Annotated in this window: 13 protein-coding genes and 1 pseudogene; 3 read left to right on the forward strand and 11 right to left on the reverse strand. The window is 72.2% G+C overall.

Going from position 1 to position 16,882, the window contains the following annotated elements; genetic code table 11:
• The first annotated feature begins 11 nt into the window (after positions 1-11).
• Positions 12-317, forward strand: a complete 306-nt coding sequence (locus ACTWQE_RS21810; RefSeq protein WP_443330698.1) for a hypothetical protein — start codon at positions 12-14, stop codon at positions 315-317.
• A 205-nt stretch (positions 318-522) separates the two neighbouring features.
• Here the strand turns inward: ACTWQE_RS21810 and ACTWQE_RS21815 are convergent, their stop codons facing one another.
• The 11 genes and pseudogenes from ACTWQE_RS21815 to rsmI all read right to left on the reverse strand — a co-directional run bounded on the left by ACTWQE_RS21815 (position 523) and on the right by rsmI (position 12,849).
• Positions 523-1,206, reverse strand: coding sequence for a helix-turn-helix transcriptional regulator (locus tag ACTWQE_RS21815; protein WP_443330699.1), 684 nt, complete (start codon positions 1,204-1,206; stop codon positions 523-525).
• 238 nt (positions 1,207-1,444) lie between these two features.
• Positions 1,445-3,235 carry a hypothetical protein gene (locus ACTWQE_RS21820; RefSeq protein ID WP_443330700.1) on the reverse strand — a complete coding sequence of 597 codons (1,791 nt, stop codon included), beginning with the start codon at positions 3,233-3,235 and terminating at the stop codon, positions 1,445-1,447.
• Between the two features lie 309 nt (positions 3,236-3,544).
• The gene (locus ACTWQE_RS21825) at positions 3,545-5,344 is read right to left on the reverse strand and encodes an ABC-F family ATP-binding cassette domain-containing protein (RefSeq protein WP_443330701.1); all 1,800 of its coding nucleotides are present in this window, start codon (positions 5,342-5,344) and stop codon (positions 3,545-3,547) included.
• Positions 5,345-5,504: 160 nt separating this feature from the next.
• Positions 5,505-5,688: pseudogene (locus ACTWQE_RS21830) on the reverse strand (acyltransferase family protein); the annotation flags it as partial.
• Between the two features lie 47 nt (positions 5,689-5,735).
• Positions 5,736-6,320, reverse strand: a complete 585-nt coding sequence (locus tag ACTWQE_RS21835; protein WP_443330702.1) for a hypothetical protein — start codon at positions 6,318-6,320, stop codon at positions 5,736-5,738.
• Positions 6,321-6,765: 445 nt separating this feature from the next.
• Positions 6,766-7,797, reverse strand: coding sequence for a 4-(cytidine 5'-diphospho)-2-C-methyl-D-erythritol kinase (locus ACTWQE_RS21840; RefSeq protein ID WP_443330703.1), 1,032 nt, complete (start codon positions 7,795-7,797; stop codon positions 6,766-6,768).
• Positions 7,794-8,687 (reverse strand): 16S rRNA (adenine(1518)-N(6)/adenine(1519)-N(6))-dimethyltransferase RsmA, encoded by an 894-nt coding sequence (rsmA, locus tag ACTWQE_RS21845; protein ID WP_443330704.1) that lies wholly within the window; start codon positions 8,685-8,687, stop codon positions 7,794-7,796. The genes ACTWQE_RS21840 and rsmA overlap by 4 nt, the downstream gene beginning before the upstream one ends.
• Positions 8,684-10,138 carry a ubiquitin-like domain-containing protein gene (locus ACTWQE_RS21850; protein ID WP_443330705.1) on the reverse strand — a complete coding sequence of 485 codons (1,455 nt, stop codon included), beginning with the start codon at positions 10,136-10,138 and terminating at the stop codon, positions 8,684-8,686. Before ACTWQE_RS21850 ends, rsmA begins: the two co-directional genes overlap by 4 nt.
• A 146-nt stretch (positions 10,139-10,284) precedes the next feature.
• Positions 10,285-11,214, reverse strand: a complete 930-nt coding sequence (locus tag ACTWQE_RS21855) for a TatD family hydrolase (protein WP_443330706.1) — start codon at positions 11,212-11,214, stop codon at positions 10,285-10,287.
• Positions 11,215-11,266: 52 nt separating this feature from the next.
• Positions 11,267-11,809, reverse strand: a complete 543-nt coding sequence (locus tag ACTWQE_RS21860; protein ID WP_443330707.1) for a hypothetical protein — start codon at positions 11,807-11,809, stop codon at positions 11,267-11,269.
• Positions 11,810-11,970: 161 nt separating this feature from the next.
• Complete coding sequence (rsmI, locus tag ACTWQE_RS21865; protein WP_443330708.1) at positions 11,971-12,849, reverse strand: 16S rRNA (cytidine(1402)-2'-O)-methyltransferase; 879 nt, start codon at positions 12,847-12,849, stop codon at positions 11,971-11,973.
• 397 nt (positions 12,850-13,246) lie between these two features.
• On the opposite strand from rsmI, the gene ACTWQE_RS21870 reads away from it, so the two are divergent.
• Both ACTWQE_RS21870 and ACTWQE_RS21875 read left to right on the forward strand, forming a co-directional pair.
• A complete protein-coding gene (locus ACTWQE_RS21870; protein WP_443330709.1) occupies positions 13,247-15,001 on the forward strand; it encodes a dolichyl-phosphate-mannose--protein mannosyltransferase in 1,755 nt (584 codons plus the stop codon).
• Between the two features lie 76 nt (positions 15,002-15,077).
• Complete coding sequence (locus ACTWQE_RS21875) at positions 15,078-16,745, forward strand: penicillin-binding transpeptidase domain-containing protein (protein ID WP_443330710.1); 1,668 nt, start codon at positions 15,078-15,080, stop codon at positions 16,743-16,745.
• Positions 16,746-16,882 lie beyond the last annotated feature (137 nt).

Raw genomic sequence — 16,882 nt, forward strand, 5'->3', positions numbered from 1 at the left:
GGGAACACACCATGAGCGAGTACGAGTACCAGAAGCAGGTCGAGGAGCTCGAGCAGAAGTCGGCGACCGCGGCCCGGCTCTTCGACGTGCGGCGCATCATCGGTGGTCTGTTCGTCGTCTACGGCGTGATCGTCACCATCGCCGGGATCACCGTCTCCGACGCGGATCTGAAGAAGGCCGAGGACATCAACATCAACCTCTGGACGGGCCTGGCCATGCTCGCCCTCGGCCTGCTGTTCCTGTTGTGGCTGAAGCTACGGCCGACGGCACCGGCGACGCCGCTGCTCCCGGAGCCCGAGGAGGAAGAGAGGCCTTGAGGCCCGGTTCCGCTTCGGCACCAATAACGCGCAGTGACCGGTCCGAAGATTCCGCCCTCGACCGGGCGGAGCCGGGAAGGCCGGACGGGGCCTTGAGGCCGAGCGGAGCCGGGAAGGCCGGACGGGGCCTCGAGGCCGAGCGGGGCCGGGAGGACCGGACGGGCTCAAGGCCTCTCTCCGGGAAGCCGGGCGGCCCGGAGCGGGCTCAGTCCGGCCGCGGCCCCGTCCTCCCGGCTCGCTCCAGGAGGCCGGTGCGGGCCGCGAGCGCCGCCGCCTCCAGCCGGGAGCCGACGCCGAGCTTCATCAACACCCGCTGGACATGCGTCCGGGCCGTGCTCGACGCGATGCCCATCCCGGCGGCGATCAGCCGGGTGTCCTCGCCCTCCGCGACCCGTACGAGGACCTCGACCTCGCGCGGCGTGAGCATCTGCAGCAGGCGCGCGGCCTCGTCGTCCGGCTGGGCCACGGGGTTGAGGAGGTCCGCGAACGCCCCCTGCAGCAGCAGCGGCGCGACGGCAGCCTCCCCGGCACGGGCCTTGACCATCGCCCGCTCGACGCCCTCTATCCGCTCGTCGTGCCGCACGTAGCCGGACGCCCCGGCGGCGAAGGCCGCGGCGATCCCGCGCGAGCTGGGCACCGGGCCGAGCACCACAACGGCGACCTGCGGCCGCTCCCGCTTGATCTTCAGCACCGGCTCGAAGGCCCCCGGCTCGGCAGGCGCGCCCGTCCCCAGCAGACACACCTCCGGAGCCCTGCTGACCACCAGCTCGGCCGCCCCCGCACTCGGCGCGGTGGCAGCGAGCACCCGGTGCCCCCGTAACTTCAACGCCGAGGCCAGCGCCTCGGCGAGCAGACGGTGGTCATCGACCACCATGAGCCGCACACCCATGAGCTCCCGCTCCCCCATCCCCCGAAGCCCCCAGCCTCGTGACCCCGGAAGCTACACGCTCGATCGACCTCGCGCGCCCCTTACCGGGGAGAAGCCTCACGCAATGCCGAAATCCCTGCCATTCAGGGCCGATTCGGGGCTGAAAACGGATCGGCCCCGTCCGTACGCGGGGTACGGACGGGGCCGATGTGCTGATGCGCTGCCGGGTCCCGGGGCACAGGCCCGGAGCGCCGCCGCGCTACTCGGCGCCGAACACGAGCGCGTTGTTCAGCTCCTCGCCGGCGACCGGCCGACGGTCGGTGACGTACTTCTGCGACATGTACAGCCGGGCCCCCGCATAGACGTACTGCTGGTACTCGGGGGAAAAGTTGTTCTCCACGCGCGCCGACGCGTCGGGATTCTTCAGCAGCACCGTCTTCTTGTAGGACGCGGGGTCGATGCTCACCACGGCGCCGCCCTTGTCGTAGGTGGCCTTCATATACGCGATGATGTTGCCGCTCTCGTCCATGCCCAGGGGCACCATCGTGCGTTCTTCGCCCGCCTCCGCCTTGCCCGCGGACTTGCCGCCGTCCAGCTTGAAGCCGACGATCTCGTTGGTGCGCCCGTACTCGGCCTGGCCCTGGTGCTCCCCCGTCGGCATATAGAGGGTGTCCTTGCCGATGGCCACCATCTTGCAGCCCTCGACCTCGGTGGAGGCGCACCTCGGGGTGTACTCCCCGCTCTGCGTCGCGATCTTGCCCCGCAGCTTGCCGGCCTTGGCGCTGTCGTCGATCGCCATGAAGTCCGAGACACCGTTGCCGGTGTCATCGCCCGCGTCGAGGCCGATGACGAGCGGATCCGTGGAGGCCACATGCACATAGTCGATGCCGCTGGGCGCCTTGAAGACCGACGTCGGCGCACCGGTGGCCGGGTTCAGGGTCCGGACCTCGATCACGGGCTTGTCGTACTCGCCGCAGCGGCGTATGGCGACGAGCTTGGTGCCGCCGGCGTAGCCGGCGTCCTCGCATTCGGCGTTCGCCTTGGGCCTCCACAGCTGCTTGCCGTCCGCGAGCCTCCAGGCGGCGCCACCGTTCGTACCGCCGGTGGCGACGGTGCCACCGCCGACCGTCACCTCGTTGAAGCGCACCTTCTCGCCACCGTCGCCGACCGACTTCTGCCAGAGCTTCCTGCCCGCGTCGATGTCGATCGCCGCGATCTCGGTGCATCCCTGGTGCGGCTTCGCCTTGGTGGCCTTGGCTCCCTGGAAGAGCACCGCGGTCCGGCCGTCGTCGGTGACGTGCCGGGAGGCCCAGCAGATGGAGCCGGGGAGCGGAATCTCCCACTTCCGCTGGGCGCCGGTCAGGTCATAGCCGGTGATCCTGTCGACGCCGCCCTTGGCGAAGACCTTGTCGGTCACCCACAGCCCCTCGGCGGTCACCTGCGCGGCGACCCTCGGGTTGGGAATCTTGGTGAGCAGCTCGGCCTCGACGGTCTCCGGCGTGTTGTCGCCGCCGGTCGCGCCGCCGTCGTCACCGCCCTCGCTGCCGCCGCCCGAGGTCCTGGCCTCGTCCTTCTTGTCGTCCCCGCTCGTGGCGAGGAAGACTCCGCCGCCGATCAACAGCAGCACGGTGACCACCACGCCGACGATGAGCAGCATGCGCTGACGTCCGCCGCCACCGGGCTGCCCGCCCCCGGGGAACTGCGCCGACGGCGGGTACATGCCGTACTGCTGCTGACCGTAGGGCTGTTGGCCGTAGGGCTGCTGACCGCCGTACTGCTGCTGACCGTAAGGCTGTTGGCCGTAGGGCTGCTGCCCGCTGCCGGGTGCCTGGGGCGGATAGCCGTAGGAGGGCGGCTGCGCCGGGGCGCCGAATCCGCCTCCCTGCGGAGGCGCCGCCGGGGGCTGCGGGGTCTGCGGCGGCTGGTTCGGCGGCCCCGGGGACTGCTGCGGCCGGCTCGGAGGCGGCGTCTGCGGATAGCCGTACGAGGGGTCCTGGGGCGCGCCGAAACCGCCCTGCGGCGGGTTGGGCGGCTGGGGAGGCTGGGTCATCAGCTTTCCTCTTTTACGCGGGTCCACGTCCCGACCGGTCTCCCCCGCGCTCCCAGCGGCGTCGATGTCCTCCGGGATGGAGCGAATCGGGCATGCATCCCCGCCAGTCAACGGCAGTCGAGCGGGGCTACTTTGTATCACCCGGCTCTGACGGCGCACGGGCCCGTACCAGCGGTACGGAGCAGCTGAGACCGGCCCGTGACGCGGCCGTTGCAATGCCCTCCGGTGCGATGCCGCCCGGCGCGTTGTCGCCCGGTGCCATGCGGTCCGGTGCGATGCCGTCCGGCGGCGCGTGGAGCGCGGGGGCGGTCAGACCTCCTCGGCCATCTCCAGCCAGCGCATCTCCAGTTCCTCCCGTTCGGCCGCGAGTTCCCGCAGCTCCGCGTCCAGCGCCGCCACCCGCTCGAAGTCCGTGGCGTCCTCGGCGATCTGCGCATGGAGCGTGGACTCCTGGTCACCGATACGGTCCAAACGGCGCTCGATGCGCTGGAGTTCCTTCTTCAGGACGCGGGTGTCGCCCGTCGGCTTCTGCTTCTCGGCGGCCGGCGCCGAGGGGGCCGGAGTCCCGGCCTCCACCATGCGGCGGCGGCGCTCCAGATACTCGTCCAGCCCGCGCGGCAGCATCCGCAGCGTCGCGTCGCCGAGCAGCGCGAACACCCGGTCCGTCGTCCGCTCGATGAAGTAGCGGTCGTGGCTGATCACGATCAGCGAGCCCGGCCAGCCGTCGAGGAGGTCCTCGAGCTGGGTCAGGGTCTCGATGTCGAGGTCGTTCGTCGGTTCGTCGAGGAAGAGGACGTTCGGCTCGTCCATCAGGAGGCGGAGGATCTGGAGCCGCCGCCGCTCACCACCGGACAGATCGCCGACGGGCGTCCACTGCTTCTCCTTGGTGAAGCCGAACTTCTCGCACAGTTGCGAGGCGGACATCTCCCGGCCCTTGCCGAGGTCGACCCGCTGCCGTACGCGCTCGACGGCCTCCAGGACCCGCCAGGCGGGGTCGAGTTCGGCGACCTCCTGGGAGAGGTGGGCGAGCTTGACGGTCCTGCCGACCTTCACCCGGCCCGCGGCGGGCTGGGCCTCACCGTCCGTACGGGCCGCCTCGGTCATCGTGCGCAGCAGCGAGGTCTTGCCCGCGCCGTTGACACCCACCAGCCCGATGCGGTCGCCGGGGCCGAGCTGCCAGGTGAGGTGTTTGAGGAGGACCTTGGGCCCGGCCTGGACGGTGACGTCCTCCAGGTCGAAGACCGTCTTGCCGAGCCGGGAGTTCGCGAACTTCATCAGCTCCGCGGAGTCCCGCGGCGGGGGGACGTCGGCGATCAGCTCGTTCGCCGCCTCGATCCGGAAGCGGGGCTTGCTCGTACGGGCCGGGGCGCCGCGGCGCAGCCATGCGAGCTCCTTGCGCATCAGGTTCTGCCGCTTGGCCTCCTCGGTGGCCGCGATGCGATCACGCTCGGCGCGGGCGAAGACGTAGTCGGAGTAGCCGCCCTCGTACTCGTGCACGGCGCCGCGCTGCACATCCCACATGCGCGTACAGACCTGGTCGAGGAACCAGCGGTCGTGGGTGACGACCACCAGCGCGGAGCGCCGTGCCCGCAGGTGCTCGGCGAGCCAGGCGATGCCCTCGACGTCGAGGTGGTTGGTGGGCTCGTCCAGGACGATCAGATCCTGTTCGGCGATCAGCAGCTGGGCGAGGGCGATCCGCCGGCGCTCGCCACCGGACAGCGGGCCGATGACCGTGTCCAGGCCCTCGGGGAAGGCGGGCAGGTCCAGGCCGCCGAAGAGACCGGTGAGGATGTCGCGGATCCTGGCGTCCCCGGCCCACTCGTGGTCGGCCATGTCGCCGATCACCTCGTGGCGGACCGTGGCGGCGGGATCGAGGGAGTCGTGCTGGGTGAGCACGCCGAGCCGCAGCCCCCCGGAGTGGGTGACACGGCCGTCGTCCGGGGACTCCAGCTTGGCGAGGATGCGGATGAGGGTGGTCTTTCCGTCGCCGTTGCGGCCGACGACGCCGATCCGGTCGCCCTCGCTGACGCCGAGGGAGATGCCGTCGAGCAGGGCACGGGTGCCGTACACCTTGCCGACGGCCTCGAGATTGACCAGATTGACGGCCATTTCACTCCTGATCTTGCGTCGGTGCCGACGCTGCGGATGATCGGCCTTCCAGAGTAGTCGCCGCGACGGACGTCCTGCGCCGCCCCTGCCAGGGCCCGGCCTGATCAGGGCAGTTTCCTCGGCGGCGACCGGCAGCCCGGTCGGGGCCGCCCGGCGGCCGCCGCGCGGCGGGGGCGCCCAGCAGCTCGACCGCGCCGGTCGGCCAGAGCCGTGGCAGAGCAGGAGGGGGCTGGTCGGGGCGGGGCCACGTTGCTGACCTTCTCACCAGGCATACCGACCACGGACAGCGGATACGGCCTGACCGCCTACCGCGCCGCCGCACCCGTGAGACCCGCGGCGGCGAGAGCTGGGTGCGAAGCCCGGAGGCCGAGAGGCGGCTGTCGGCCCGGGCTCAGCGGGGGATCTCCTCCACGTCCGAGAAGCCCTCCGTCCGGTTCCACCGGAGCCGCGTCACACTCTCGATGGAGGCGCTCGTGAAGCTGAGCTCCTGCGCGTCGCCGGAGGCCTTGGCCGTGGCCTTGTCCCAGCCGTCGAAGTCCTTGGTCACGTTCGTGTCCCAACGTGCCAGGCTCTTGGCGCCGACCGCGGCGATGGACTCGGTCGGAGGCTCACCGTCCGCGCAGTAGAGGCCGAAGTTCGCGATGGCCGCGACGGTGTCGCCGAAGGCCCTGAGTGCGATGCTCTGGCAGGGGCTGGTCCTGGTCTTGTAGATGAGCTGCGGCTTGCTCCACCCCTTGGCCCGGGGGCTGTAGTGCTGCTCCACGAGTCCACGGCCGGGGTCGTAGTGCATGCCCACGCGACGGCCGTCGTCCAGCTCGACCACCTCGGTGGTGGTGGACTTGGCCAGCCGGTGGGAGTAGCCGGAGGCACGGGTCTCTCCGGTCTCCGCCCCGCTCCGGCCACACGCGGCGGTCACCGCCAGCGTCACCACCCCGCCCAGGACCAGTACGCCACGACCGCGTATCCGCATACTCATCTCCCCTTCACCGTGCCGGACGGGCAACGTGCGTGATCCTTCATCCGGTCCACGGACCGATGCTCTGCCTCGCGTGGCAATCGCCGAGACCACGTGGTCCCCCGAGGCATACGCCCCTACCCGGCAGTCCGCCCGGCACTCCCGCCAGGCCAGAGGCCGCCGCCACACGAAAGGACGCGGGCCGCCGCGCCGGGGCACGAGGGCGCACGCTCACGGTGGTGCGTGGCAGTGCCCGGATGTCGGCTGGGAGTTCGCGTAGGTACGCGCAACTCCGGTCAGAGGTCGGAAGAGTGACCTGACCCCAGAGCCCGCGCTGAGCCGATGAGCGCTCTCCCCACAGCGATGGCCGGCTGCCCATGGCGTCATGCCGGTGCACCGCGGCGCGGCCGGGAGGCTTCTCCGGCTGGCCCCGCCCGAGGGGCTGGAACGCGGCCCGCCCGGAGAGCTACAGCAGAGTCGCCCCCGCCGCGGGGCTCGAGGCCACTCGGGCCGCGCGGCAGGTTCCCGAGGCCACCAGGGCTTCGGCCACCGCCTCGGCCGCCCGCTCGTCCGTGGTCAGGAATGCGCACGTCGGGCCGGAGCCGGAGACGAGGGAGGCCAGGGCTCCGGCCTTCGCCCCGGCCGCCAGGGTGTCGGCGAGGGAGGGGCGGAGCGAAACCGCGGCCGCCTGGAGGTCGTTGCTGGAGCCCCCAGCCATCAACGCCGACGCCAGGGCCGGGAGGTCACCCTCGGCCAGGGCGTCCAGCAGGGCCGGGGAGGGTTCCGGGTCGGGGATGTGGTCGGTCCCGGCGCCCAGGCCCACCTGGGGGCCGGGAGTCGTTCCCCCGGGGGCCCCGGCGCTGTCCGGCGGGGTCCCGGGGACCGTCCTCCGGGCGAACGCGGCCTCGCGCAGCCGGTCGCATTCCCGGTAGACGGCCGGGGTCGACAGGCCTCCGTCGGCCACCGCGAAGACCCAGTGGAAGGTGCCGCCGACGTCGAGGGGGGTGAGCCGCTCACCGCGTCCCCGCCCGAGCGCGGCGCCGCCGACCAGGCTGAACGGCACGTCGCTGCCCAACTCGGCGCAGATTTCCAGGAGTTCGGCCCGGGACGCGCCGGTGCCCCACAGGGCGTCGCAGGCCACCAGGGCGCCCGCGCCGTCCGCGCTGCCGCCCGCCATGCCCCCGGCGACAGGGATGTCCTTGGCGATATGGATGTGCACATCCGGTGTGATGCCGTGCCGGGCGGCGAGCAGTTCGGCGGCGCGCGCCGCCAGGTTCGTACGGTCCAGGGGGACCTGCGCGGCGTCCGGGCCGGACACGGTGATCCGCGGGGTGCCGGCCGTGCCCCCGCCGCCCGGCGAGGTGACGGTGATCTCGTCGTAGAGGCCCACGGCGAGGAAGACATTGGCCAGGTCGTGGAAGCCGTCCGGGCGCAGTCCGCCCACCGCGAGCTGGACGTTGACCTTGGCGGGGACGCGTGCGGTCACGGATGTGCTCACAGCCCGGCTCCCTTGATCTCCGCCTTGGCCTCCGCGATGCGGGCGAACTCCTCCACCGTCAGCGACTCCCCCCGTGCCTGCGGGGAGACACCGGCCGCGACCAGCGCCGCCTCGGCCGCGGCGGCGGAGCCCGCCCATCCGGCGAGTGCCGCCCGCAGCGTCTTGCGCCGCTGTGCGAAGGCCGCGTCGACGACCGCGAAGACCTCCTCGCGGGAGGCCGTCGTCTTCAGCGGCTCGGACCGGCGGACGAGCGAGACGAGGCCCGAGTCGACGTTCGGCGCGGGCCAGAAGACGGTGCGCCCGATGGCACCGGCCCGCTTCACGTGCGCGTACCACCGGGCTTTGACGGAGGGCACGCCGTACACCTTCGAACCGGGTGACGCCGCGAGCCGGTCGGCGACCTCCGACTGCACCATCACCAGCGTCCGCTCGATCGTCGGAAAGGTCGCCAGCATGTGCAGCAGCACGGGAACGGCGACGTTGTACGGCAGGTTGGCGACCAGCGCGGTCGGCGCGGGCCCCGGCAGTTCGTCCACCGTCATCGCGTCCGCGTGCACCAGCGCGAAGCGGTCCGCCCGTTGCGGAAGGCGCGCCTCGACGGTCGACGGGAGGGCCGCGGCGAGGACGTCGTCGATCTCGACCGCCGTCACCCGGTCCGCGGTCTCCAGCAGCGCCAGGGTCAGCGACCCGAGCCCCGGCCCGATCTCCACGACCACGTCGTCCGGCCGCACCTGCGCCGTCCGTACGATCCGGCGGACCGTGTTGGCGTCGATGACGAAGTTCTGGCCGCGCTGTTTGGTGGGGCGTACGCCCAGAGCGGCGGCGAGTTCGCGGATGTCGGCGGGGCCCAGGAGAGGGCCGGGCTCGTCAGGGGTGGGGCTGGTGCTCACTGGTGAAGCTTACGGCCGCAGTGCGGCCAGGGACTCGCCCCCCTTTGCACATACAGCTTCTTGGCCCGGTATGTCTGTTCCGCGGCCGGGGCGTCCTGCGGCCGGCCCCGGCCGCCCAGCGCCTGCCAGGTCGGGGTGTCGAACTGGTACAGACCGCCGTACGTGCCCGACGCGTCCACCGCCCCCGGCCGTCCACCCGACTCGCAGCGCGCCATCGCCGCCCAGTTCAGCCCGTCCGCACCGGCGACCGACGCGGGCACCGGCGCCGTGCCCACCCGTACCACCTCGTCCACGGGCTTGCGGACGACGTCCGACCGCAGCTTCCTCGGCTTCTGCTTCACCCCGTTGACGGTGCGCACCTCGTACGTGACGCGCTTGGCACCCTGCCGCCCCTGCTGGTCGACGACCTCGGTCCCGCTGAAGAGGTGGGGGTCGGCGTGCTCGACCCTCCGGTAGGGGATCGGCTGCTCCCGTACCTGCTCGCCCCGGGTGATCCGCAGGACCGAGATCGTCTGGCCGTCGCGCGGGAAGCTGTCGGGCGGTACGGAGGTGGTGTCCTCGCCGTGCAGCACGATGCCCGCCTCCTCGACGGCCTCCCGGACGGTGGCGGCGTTCGTACGGAGGGTGTGTTCCCGCCCGTCGGCCATGAAGGTGAGGGTGCGCTCCGTCCATACGTCGAGGGAGAGGCCGCGGCGGGAGATCGCGGAGTGGCGCGAGGCGGAGAGGTACGCGCCGTCGGCACGTACCCCGAGCTGGCGCAGTGCCCCGGCGACCGTGCGGGCCGTGGTCCACACCTGCTGACGCCGGCCGTCGAGGGTGAGGGTGACCGGCCGGCCGTAGCGGACGACGACCTCCTCCCCGGCGGCCAGCGCCTGCCCGGGGGCGGGTGCGACGATGTCGTGCGCGCCGTAGGGGACGCCCTCCTCGTCCAGGAGTTCCTCGACGTCGTCGGCGAAGGTGTGCAGGGTCCGGGGGACGCCGTCGACACTGAGCTTGATCGACTTGTCCTGCGCGATGAACGCGGAGGTGCCACCGGCCAGGAAGGCCACGACGAGCGCCTGCGGCACCAGACGGCGCAGGGCCTCGGGGCGCTCGGCGGCGCGCTTGCGGCGGGCGGCGAGGCGCGCGGCGGCCCGCCCTCCGACGGCGCCGGCCGGCGCGAAGCCGGCCGGCCGGACGAGGGGTGGGTATTGGCGGGGGACGCGGTCGGTCCGTTGCTCCGCAGCCTCGTATCCGGCCTCGGACGGTCTTCCGGTCTCGGACGGTCTTCCGGCCTCGGCCGGCCGGCCGTACGGAGCGGACGGGGCGTACGGCGCATAGCGGCCCTTCGGCACCGGCCCCTGCGGCTCGTACGGGTCGTACGCGGGCGGCGCGGCGTAGGTCTGCGCGGCCTGGGTGCGGCTGTGGCGGCCGCTGCGCGCAGCCCGGTGGCTGCCCTGTGCATTCCTCACGACGCTCCCTCCCCCGGCTACCGCTGGGAGGTGCCCCAGATCCGGCTGTCGGGCCGGGACTGTAGCGGAGGAATCGTCACTCTCCAAAGTTGTACGACTACAGCGTGTGTCCGGTCCGGTGGTTCACAGGCCGCGGGCGGGCGTTGTCAGTAGCCGAAGGCGCGGGCGGTGTTGGCGGCCACGGCGGCGGCCAGCGCGTCCTCGTCGACGCCCTTCACCTCGGCCATGGCACGCAGCGTGACCGGAACGAGATAGGGGGCGTTAGGCCGTCCGCGGTACGGCGCCGGGGTGAGGAAAGGCGCGTCGGTCTCCACCAGGAGCAGGTCCAGCGGGGCCACGGCAAGCGCGTCCCGCAGCGGCTGGGCGTTCTTGAAGGTGACGTTGCCCGCGAAGGACATCAGATAGCCGTGCTCGGCGCAGACCTTGGCCATCTCGGCGTCACCGGAGTAGCAGTGGAAGACGACGGTCTCGGGCGCACCTTCCTCGGCCAGGACGCGCAACACATCGTCGTGCGCCTCCCGGTCGTGGATGACCAGCGCCTTCCCGTGCCGTTTGGCGATGTCGACATGGCGGCGGAAGGACAGTTCCTGCGCGGCCATGCCGTCGGGGCCGGTGCGGAAGCGGTCGAGGCCCGTCTCGCCCACGCCGCGTACCTGCGGCAGCGCGGCGAGGGTGTCGATCTCGGCGAGCGCCGCGTCGAGGGCGGCTTCCCCGCCGGGCTCCCTGGCCCCCTGGCGGGACCAGCCGTCGGGGTCGCCGAGGACGATGCGCGGGGCTTCGTTGGGGTGCAGCGCCACGGTCGCCCAGACGCTCTCGTACGCGGCCGCCGTGTCGGCCGCCCAGTGGGAGCCGTTCACATCGCAGCCGACCTGGATCAGGGTCGTGACGCCGACCGAGGCGGCCTTGGCGAGCGCCTCCTCGACCGTGCCGCTCTGCATGTCGAGGTGGGTGTGGGAGTCGGCCACGGGCACGCGCAGCGGCTCGGGCAGCGGAGGCGGAGCCGCCTTGTCGTCCGCGCCGCCGTTCTTCCTGCCGCCGCCGCTTCCGCTTCCGCCCGTCGATGCTGTTGCCGCCATGGCGGCGATCCTATGCGGGCGGATCCAGTGACCCGTATCCGCCCGCGGACGGTCACTTGCGGTGGAAGACGTGCAGCAGGTCGGAGAGGTGCCGGTGGTGGGACTCGCCCTCCGGGCCGGGCCGGTCCTCATCGCTCGGAGCGGCGACGGCGGGCTCGCGGGCGCCCTGGGCCACGGGCTCGGCGGCGGGCTGGGCGGCAGGCTCGGCCCCGGGCCGGGTCACGGGCTCGGCGGCGGTCGGCACAGGCGGTTCCATCGGGGCCCTCGCGGAGAGCAGCGGCCCCGCGATGCCCTGTTGTTCCAGCGCTGCCGCGGCCGTCGGGATCTGGCCCGACCGCATGATGCGGACCACATGGCCGTCACAGTTGATGCAGGTGGGACGGGTCAGCGGGGAGGGGACGCGCTTGCCGTTCGCATAGTAGGTGACGACGGCGCGCCCCTGGGCGTCCGCGTGGTGGCGTATCTCGTACGCCTGCTCCCAACCGTGGCCGCACCGCATACAGGCGAAGGAGTAGGCCTCGTGCGTGGGCGGGCCCGCCTCCCCGTTGCGGGGCATCGGGGGAACACCGCGCGAGGTGTCTGCGATCTCACTCATGCCAGCTCCTCTTGTCCACAGGACAAGGTCTCCGGGACCGGGACGTCCCACATCCAGTGGACGCCCGACCCGGCGGGAACACAGCAGCCCCTGCCACCTGTTGGTGCAGATTTTGGGGTCGGTTGTGCAAAGCGCCCCATACGCGGTGGGGCCTTTGCTTATCAGATTAGTCCTTTACCTTCCGATGGTCCCGTTCGCTGCGCATTCTTTGCCGCCACCACCGCATCGAAGACCTCGCGCTTGGGTACGCCCGCCTCCGCCGCGACCGCCGCGATGGCCTCCTTGCGCCGTTCCCCCGCTTCTTCACGCACCGCGACCCGCCCGGCCAGCTCGGCCGGGTCCAGATCCTGCGGGCCCGGCGCGGCGGCGCCCTCGACGACGACGGTGATCTCTCCGCGTACGCCCTCGGCGGCCCATGCGGCGAGATCCTTCAGCGGTCCGCGCCGGACCTCCTCATAGGTCTTGGTCAGCTCTCGGCACACCGCGGCACGCCGGTCGGCGCCGAAGACCTCGGCCATGGCGGCGAGCGTGTCGTCCAGGCGGTGCGGGGCCTCGAAATAGACGAGCGTGCGGCGCTCGTCGGCGACCTCACGGAGGCGGCCGAGGCGTTCGCCCGCCTTGCGGGGCAGGAAGCCCTCGAAGCAGAAGCGGTCGACGGGGAGGCCCGAGAGCGCCAGTGCGGTGAGGACGGCGGAGGGGCCGGGGACCGCGGTGACCTTGATCTCCTGCTCGACGGCGGCGGCGACGAGCCGGTAGCCGGGGTCGGACACGGACGGCATCCCGGCGTCGGTGACCAGCAGCACACGCGCCCCGCCGGTGAGGGCCTCGACCAGCTCGGGGGTGCGGGCGGACTCATTGCCCTCGAAGTACGACACGATCCGGCCCGCCGGCTGGACGCCCAGGGCCTGGGTCAGCCGGCGCAGCCGCCGGGTGTCCTCGGCGGCCACCACATCGGCGGCGGCCAGCTCGGTGGCGAGGCGGGGCGGGGCGTCCGCGATGTCGCCGATGGGGGTCCCTGCGAGTACCAGCGTTCCAGTCACCTCCCCATCCTCGCAGGGCGCCCCAGGACCGGGGCGTCCGTGCCCGGACGGCTCCGGACGGCGCAGCCCGGGCGGTCCCCGGCACCGGGTTCGACAGCCGCGGGGCACCCCGCCCCGACTTCCGGGGGCGACATGACCGGCCACCCGGGGTTCGGCCGCGCCGCACCGGGCTCCGACAGTCCCCGACACCACGGCTCCGGCAGTCCCCGACACCACGGCTCCGGCGGTCCCGGACACCGCGCGTCTCGACAGTCCCGGCCCCGAGGGACGCAGGCGGCCCGACACCCAGGGTTTCCGGCAGCCCACGGCACCCGGGCCGGGCGTCCGCGGCACCCGGCCGGTCCCCTTCCGGGGCCGGGAGGCACCATCGCCCAGTCGCGTTCCCTACGATGGCGCGGTGACCACCAGTGACACCGCGACAGGAGCCCCGCAGGTGCTCGGCGAACAGCCCACCGGTGCGGCGGCCCCGCAGCCGAAGCCGACCGCCTGGCAGCTGCGGCTGCGCCGATACGGGCATGTGGACCGGCCGCGGACGTCGCTGCGGGACCGGCTGGTGCCCCCGTTCCCCGCCCCGGGCACCGGGCTGTGGACCATGCTGGGCATCGGCCCGGCGGCCGCACAGCGGCTCGCCCGCTGGTCCGGCTGGTGCGGTCCGGTCCTCGTCGCGCTGATCGCGGGTCTGCTGCGGTTCTGGCACCTGGGCAGCCCGAACGCCGTGATATTCGATGAGACGTACTACGCCAAGGACGCCTGGTCGCTGCTCCAGTACGGCTACGAGGGCACCTGGCCCAAGAACGCCAACGATCTGATCCTGGCCGACCCGCAACGGATCCCGCTCAGCCCCGAGCACTCGTACGTCGTCCATCCCCCCGTCGGCAAGTGGACCATCGCCCTGGGCGAGTCCGTCTTCGGGCTGCATCCGTTCGGCTGGCGCTTCATGCTCGCCGTCCTCGGAACGCTCTCCGTGCTGATGCTCTGCCGCATCGGGCGGCGGCTGTTCCGGTCGACCGCGCTCGGCTGTCTGGCGGGCGGGCTGCTCGCCGTGGACGGTCTGCACTTCGTGATGAGCCGTACGGCGCTGCTCGACCTGGTGCTGATGTTCTGGGTGCTGGCGGCCTTCGGCTGCCTGCTGCTGGACCGGGACCGGACCAGGGCCCGGCTGGCGGCGGCACTGCCCGCGGACGAGAGCGGGGTCCTGCGGCCGGACGCGCAGGTGGGCGACCGGCTGGGGCTCGGGTGGCGGCCGTGCCGGCTGGCGGCCGGACTGTGTCTGGGCCTGGCCTGCGCCACGAAGTGGAACGGGCTCTACGTCCTGGCTGCCTTCGGCCTCCTCACCGTGCTGTGGGACGCCGCCGCGCGCCGCACGGCCGGCGCCCGGCGCCCGTACCGCTCGATGGCCCGTCGCGATCTGCTTCCCGCGTTCTCGTCGCTGGTGCCGGTGGCGGTGGTGACATATATCGCGTCCTGGGCGGGCTGGTTCGCCACGAAGGGCGGCTACTTCCGCGACTGGGCGGAGACGGGCGGCCACCAGGGCGGCGCCTGGAGCTGGCTGCCCGGCCCGCTGCGCAGCCTCTGGCACTACCAGTCGGAGGTCTACAACTTCCACGTCGGTCTGACCTCGCCGCACACCTACCAGTCCAACCCGTGGAGCTGGCTCGTGCTGGGCCGCCCGGTCTCGTACTTCTACGAGTCTCCGGACGCCGGCAAGGACGGCTGCCCCGCGGACACGGCGGGCAAGTGCGCACGCGAGGTCCTGGCGATCGGCACCCCGCTGCTCTGGTGGACGGCGTGCTTCGCCGTGCTGTACATGCTCTACCGCTGGGCGTTCCGGCGGGACTGGCGGGCGGGCGCGATCCTGTGCGGCATCGCGGCGGGCTGGCTCCCCTGGTTCATGTACCAGGAACGGACGATTTTCCTGTTCTACGCCGTGGTGTTCGTGCCGTTCCTCTGCCTGGCCGTGGCGATGATGATCGGGGCCTTCCTGGGCCCGCCGGGTTCGAGCGAGCGCCGGCGGGCGCTGGGTGCGGTCGGCGCGGGCGTGCTCGTCCTGCTCATCGTGTGGAACTTCATCTACTTCTTCCCGCTTTACACTGGGCAGCCGCTGCCGGTGGAGTCCTGGCGGAACCGTATGTGGCTGGACACCTGGGTGTAATCGCGTAGAGTGCGCCGCGGTCGCGCTCTTAATCAATTGATTAAGAGGTCAGAGAGACACTGTGGGGGTTTCTCCAATGCGGAGTGGCGGGAAGGTCGCTGTCATCGGCGGAGTCGTAGCCGCGATGATGGGGGCCGCTGGGTACGGCGCGTACGCCCTGATGGGCAGTCCGGCGGACGAATCGGCATCGGACGCCAAGCCGGCCCCGGTCAAGACCGGGCCGCCCAGCGCGGCCGAGGTCAGGAAGACCGCGCGGGACTTCCTCGCCGCGTGGAGTTCGGGCCACGCGGCCCGGGCCGCGTCCCTCACGGACGACAACGAAGCCGCGGCCGAGGCGCTCACGGGCTACCGCAAGGACGCGCACATCTCCGACGTGACGCTCGAAGCGGGCCGGAGCACGGGCACCACGGTGCCGTTCAGCGTCAACGCGGTGATCTCCTACGGCGGTCAGAAGGCCACCTGGACGTATGACTCCGAACTCGCCGTCGTACGCGCGAAGAAGACCGGACGGGCCCTGGTCGACTGGCGGCCGTCCGTGGTCCACCCCAAGCTCCGCGACGGCGACTCCCTCAAGACGGGCGAGGCCGAGGCCCCGCCCATCAAGGCCGTGGACCACAACGGCACGGAGCTGACCGAGAAGGACCACCCGGCGCTGGCCGGGGTGCTCGACAACCTGCGCGAGCGGTACGGCGACAAGGCGGGCGGTACGGCCGGTGTGGAGCTGTGGATCGCCCGCGCCAACGGCACCAGACCGGCGGACGGCACGACCACGGCGGACGCTACCGAGAAGAACGCCGAGCAGCCCGACGAGACCCTGAAGGTCCTCTCCAAGGGCACGCCCGGCACCCTCCGTACGACCCTCGACGCCGCGATGCAGACCAAGGCCGAGCAGGCGGTGAGCAAGCACAGCAAGGCGGCCGCGGTGGTCATGAAGCCGAGCACCGGCGAGATCCTCGCTGTCGCCAACTCGCCGGCCGAGGGCTACAACACCGCGCTGCAGGGCTCCCTGGCCCCCGGCTCGACCATGAAGATCATCTCGTCCGCGCTGCTCATCGACAAGGAGCTGGCCGCCTGGGGCAAGCAGCACCCGTGCCCCAAGTACGCGGCGTACGGCGGCTGGAAGTTCCAGAACGACAAGAAGTTCGAAATCAAGAACGGCACGTTCGAGCAGAGCTTCGCCCGCTCCTGCAACACCGCCTTCATCAGCCAGGCCGCGAAGTTCGGTGACGACGCGCTGACGCAGGAGGCCCGGGACATCTTCGGGATCGGGCTGAACTGGCAGACCGGTGTGCCCTCCTTCGACGGCGCCGTACCGGTGCAGACCGACGCGCCCAAGGCGGCGTCGCTGATCGGCCAGGGCGGCGTCCGGATGAACCCGCTCACCATGGCGTCGGTCGCCTCCACCGTCCGTACGGGCTCCTTCCACCAGCCGTTCCTCGTCTCCCCGTCGGTCGACAACCGGCAGCTGGCCAAGGCGTCCCGCTCCCTCTCCCCGGAAGCCGCGCAGCAGCTGCGCAAGTTGATGCACCTCACCGCGACCCAGGGCACGGCCGCGGAGGCGATGGCCGGACTCGGCGGCGACACCGGCGCCAAGACGGGGTCGGCGGAGGTCGACGGGCAGAAGAAGCCGAACGGCTGGTTCACGGCCTACCGGGGCGATCTGGCCGCTGCGGCGGTGGTCCCGGAAGGCGGCCACGGCGGTGAGTCGGCCGGCCCGCTGGTGGCACAACTGCTCCGCGGCTGAGCCGCGACGGATCGCGCGCGCGGCCGAGTTCCCCGTCGGCCGGGCGGCCCGTGGGAGGACACCGCGCCGTCGTCACGTACTCACCACTTCGTGGCGGAGTTCCGGACGCGGCGGCGCGTACAGGCCGGGCGGCAGGG

The organism is Streptomyces sp. 8N706 (assembly GCF_052245415.1).
Classification (GTDB): domain Bacteria; phylum Actinomycetota; class Actinomycetes; order Streptomycetales; family Streptomycetaceae; genus Streptomyces.

What these genes read in the sequence shown, in the direction of transcription:
- ACTWQE_RS21825 (WP_443330701.1), bottom strand. Translation starts at nt 5,344, where the DNA reads ATGGCCGTCAATCTGGTCAATCTCGAGGCCGTCGGCAAGGTGTACGGC.
- ACTWQE_RS21855 (WP_443330706.1), bottom strand. Translation starts at nt 11,214, where the DNA reads ATGGCGGCAACAGCATCGACGGGCGGAAGCGGAAGCGGCGGCGGCAGG.
- ACTWQE_RS21835 (WP_443330702.1), bottom strand. Translation starts at nt 6,320, where the DNA reads ATGAGTATGCGGATACGCGGTCGTGGCGTACTGGTCCTGGGCGGGGTG.
- ACTWQE_RS21815 (WP_443330699.1), bottom strand. Translation starts at nt 1,206, where the DNA reads ATGGGTGTGCGGCTCATGGTGGTCGATGACCACCGTCTGCTCGCCGAG.
- ACTWQE_RS21860 (WP_443330707.1), bottom strand. Translation starts at nt 11,809, where the DNA reads ATGAGTGAGATCGCAGACACCTCGCGCGGTGTTCCCCCGATGCCCCGC.
- ACTWQE_RS21810 (WP_443330698.1), top strand. Translation starts at nt 12, where the DNA reads ATGAGCGAGTACGAGTACCAGAAGCAGGTCGAGGAGCTCGAGCAGAAG.
- ACTWQE_RS21875 (WP_443330710.1), top strand. Translation starts at nt 15,078, where the DNA reads ATGCGGAGTGGCGGGAAGGTCGCTGTCATCGGCGGAGTCGTAGCCGCG.
- ACTWQE_RS21820 (WP_443330700.1), bottom strand. Translation starts at nt 3,235, where the DNA reads ATGACCCAGCCTCCCCAGCCGCCCAACCCGCCGCAGGGCGGTTTCGGC.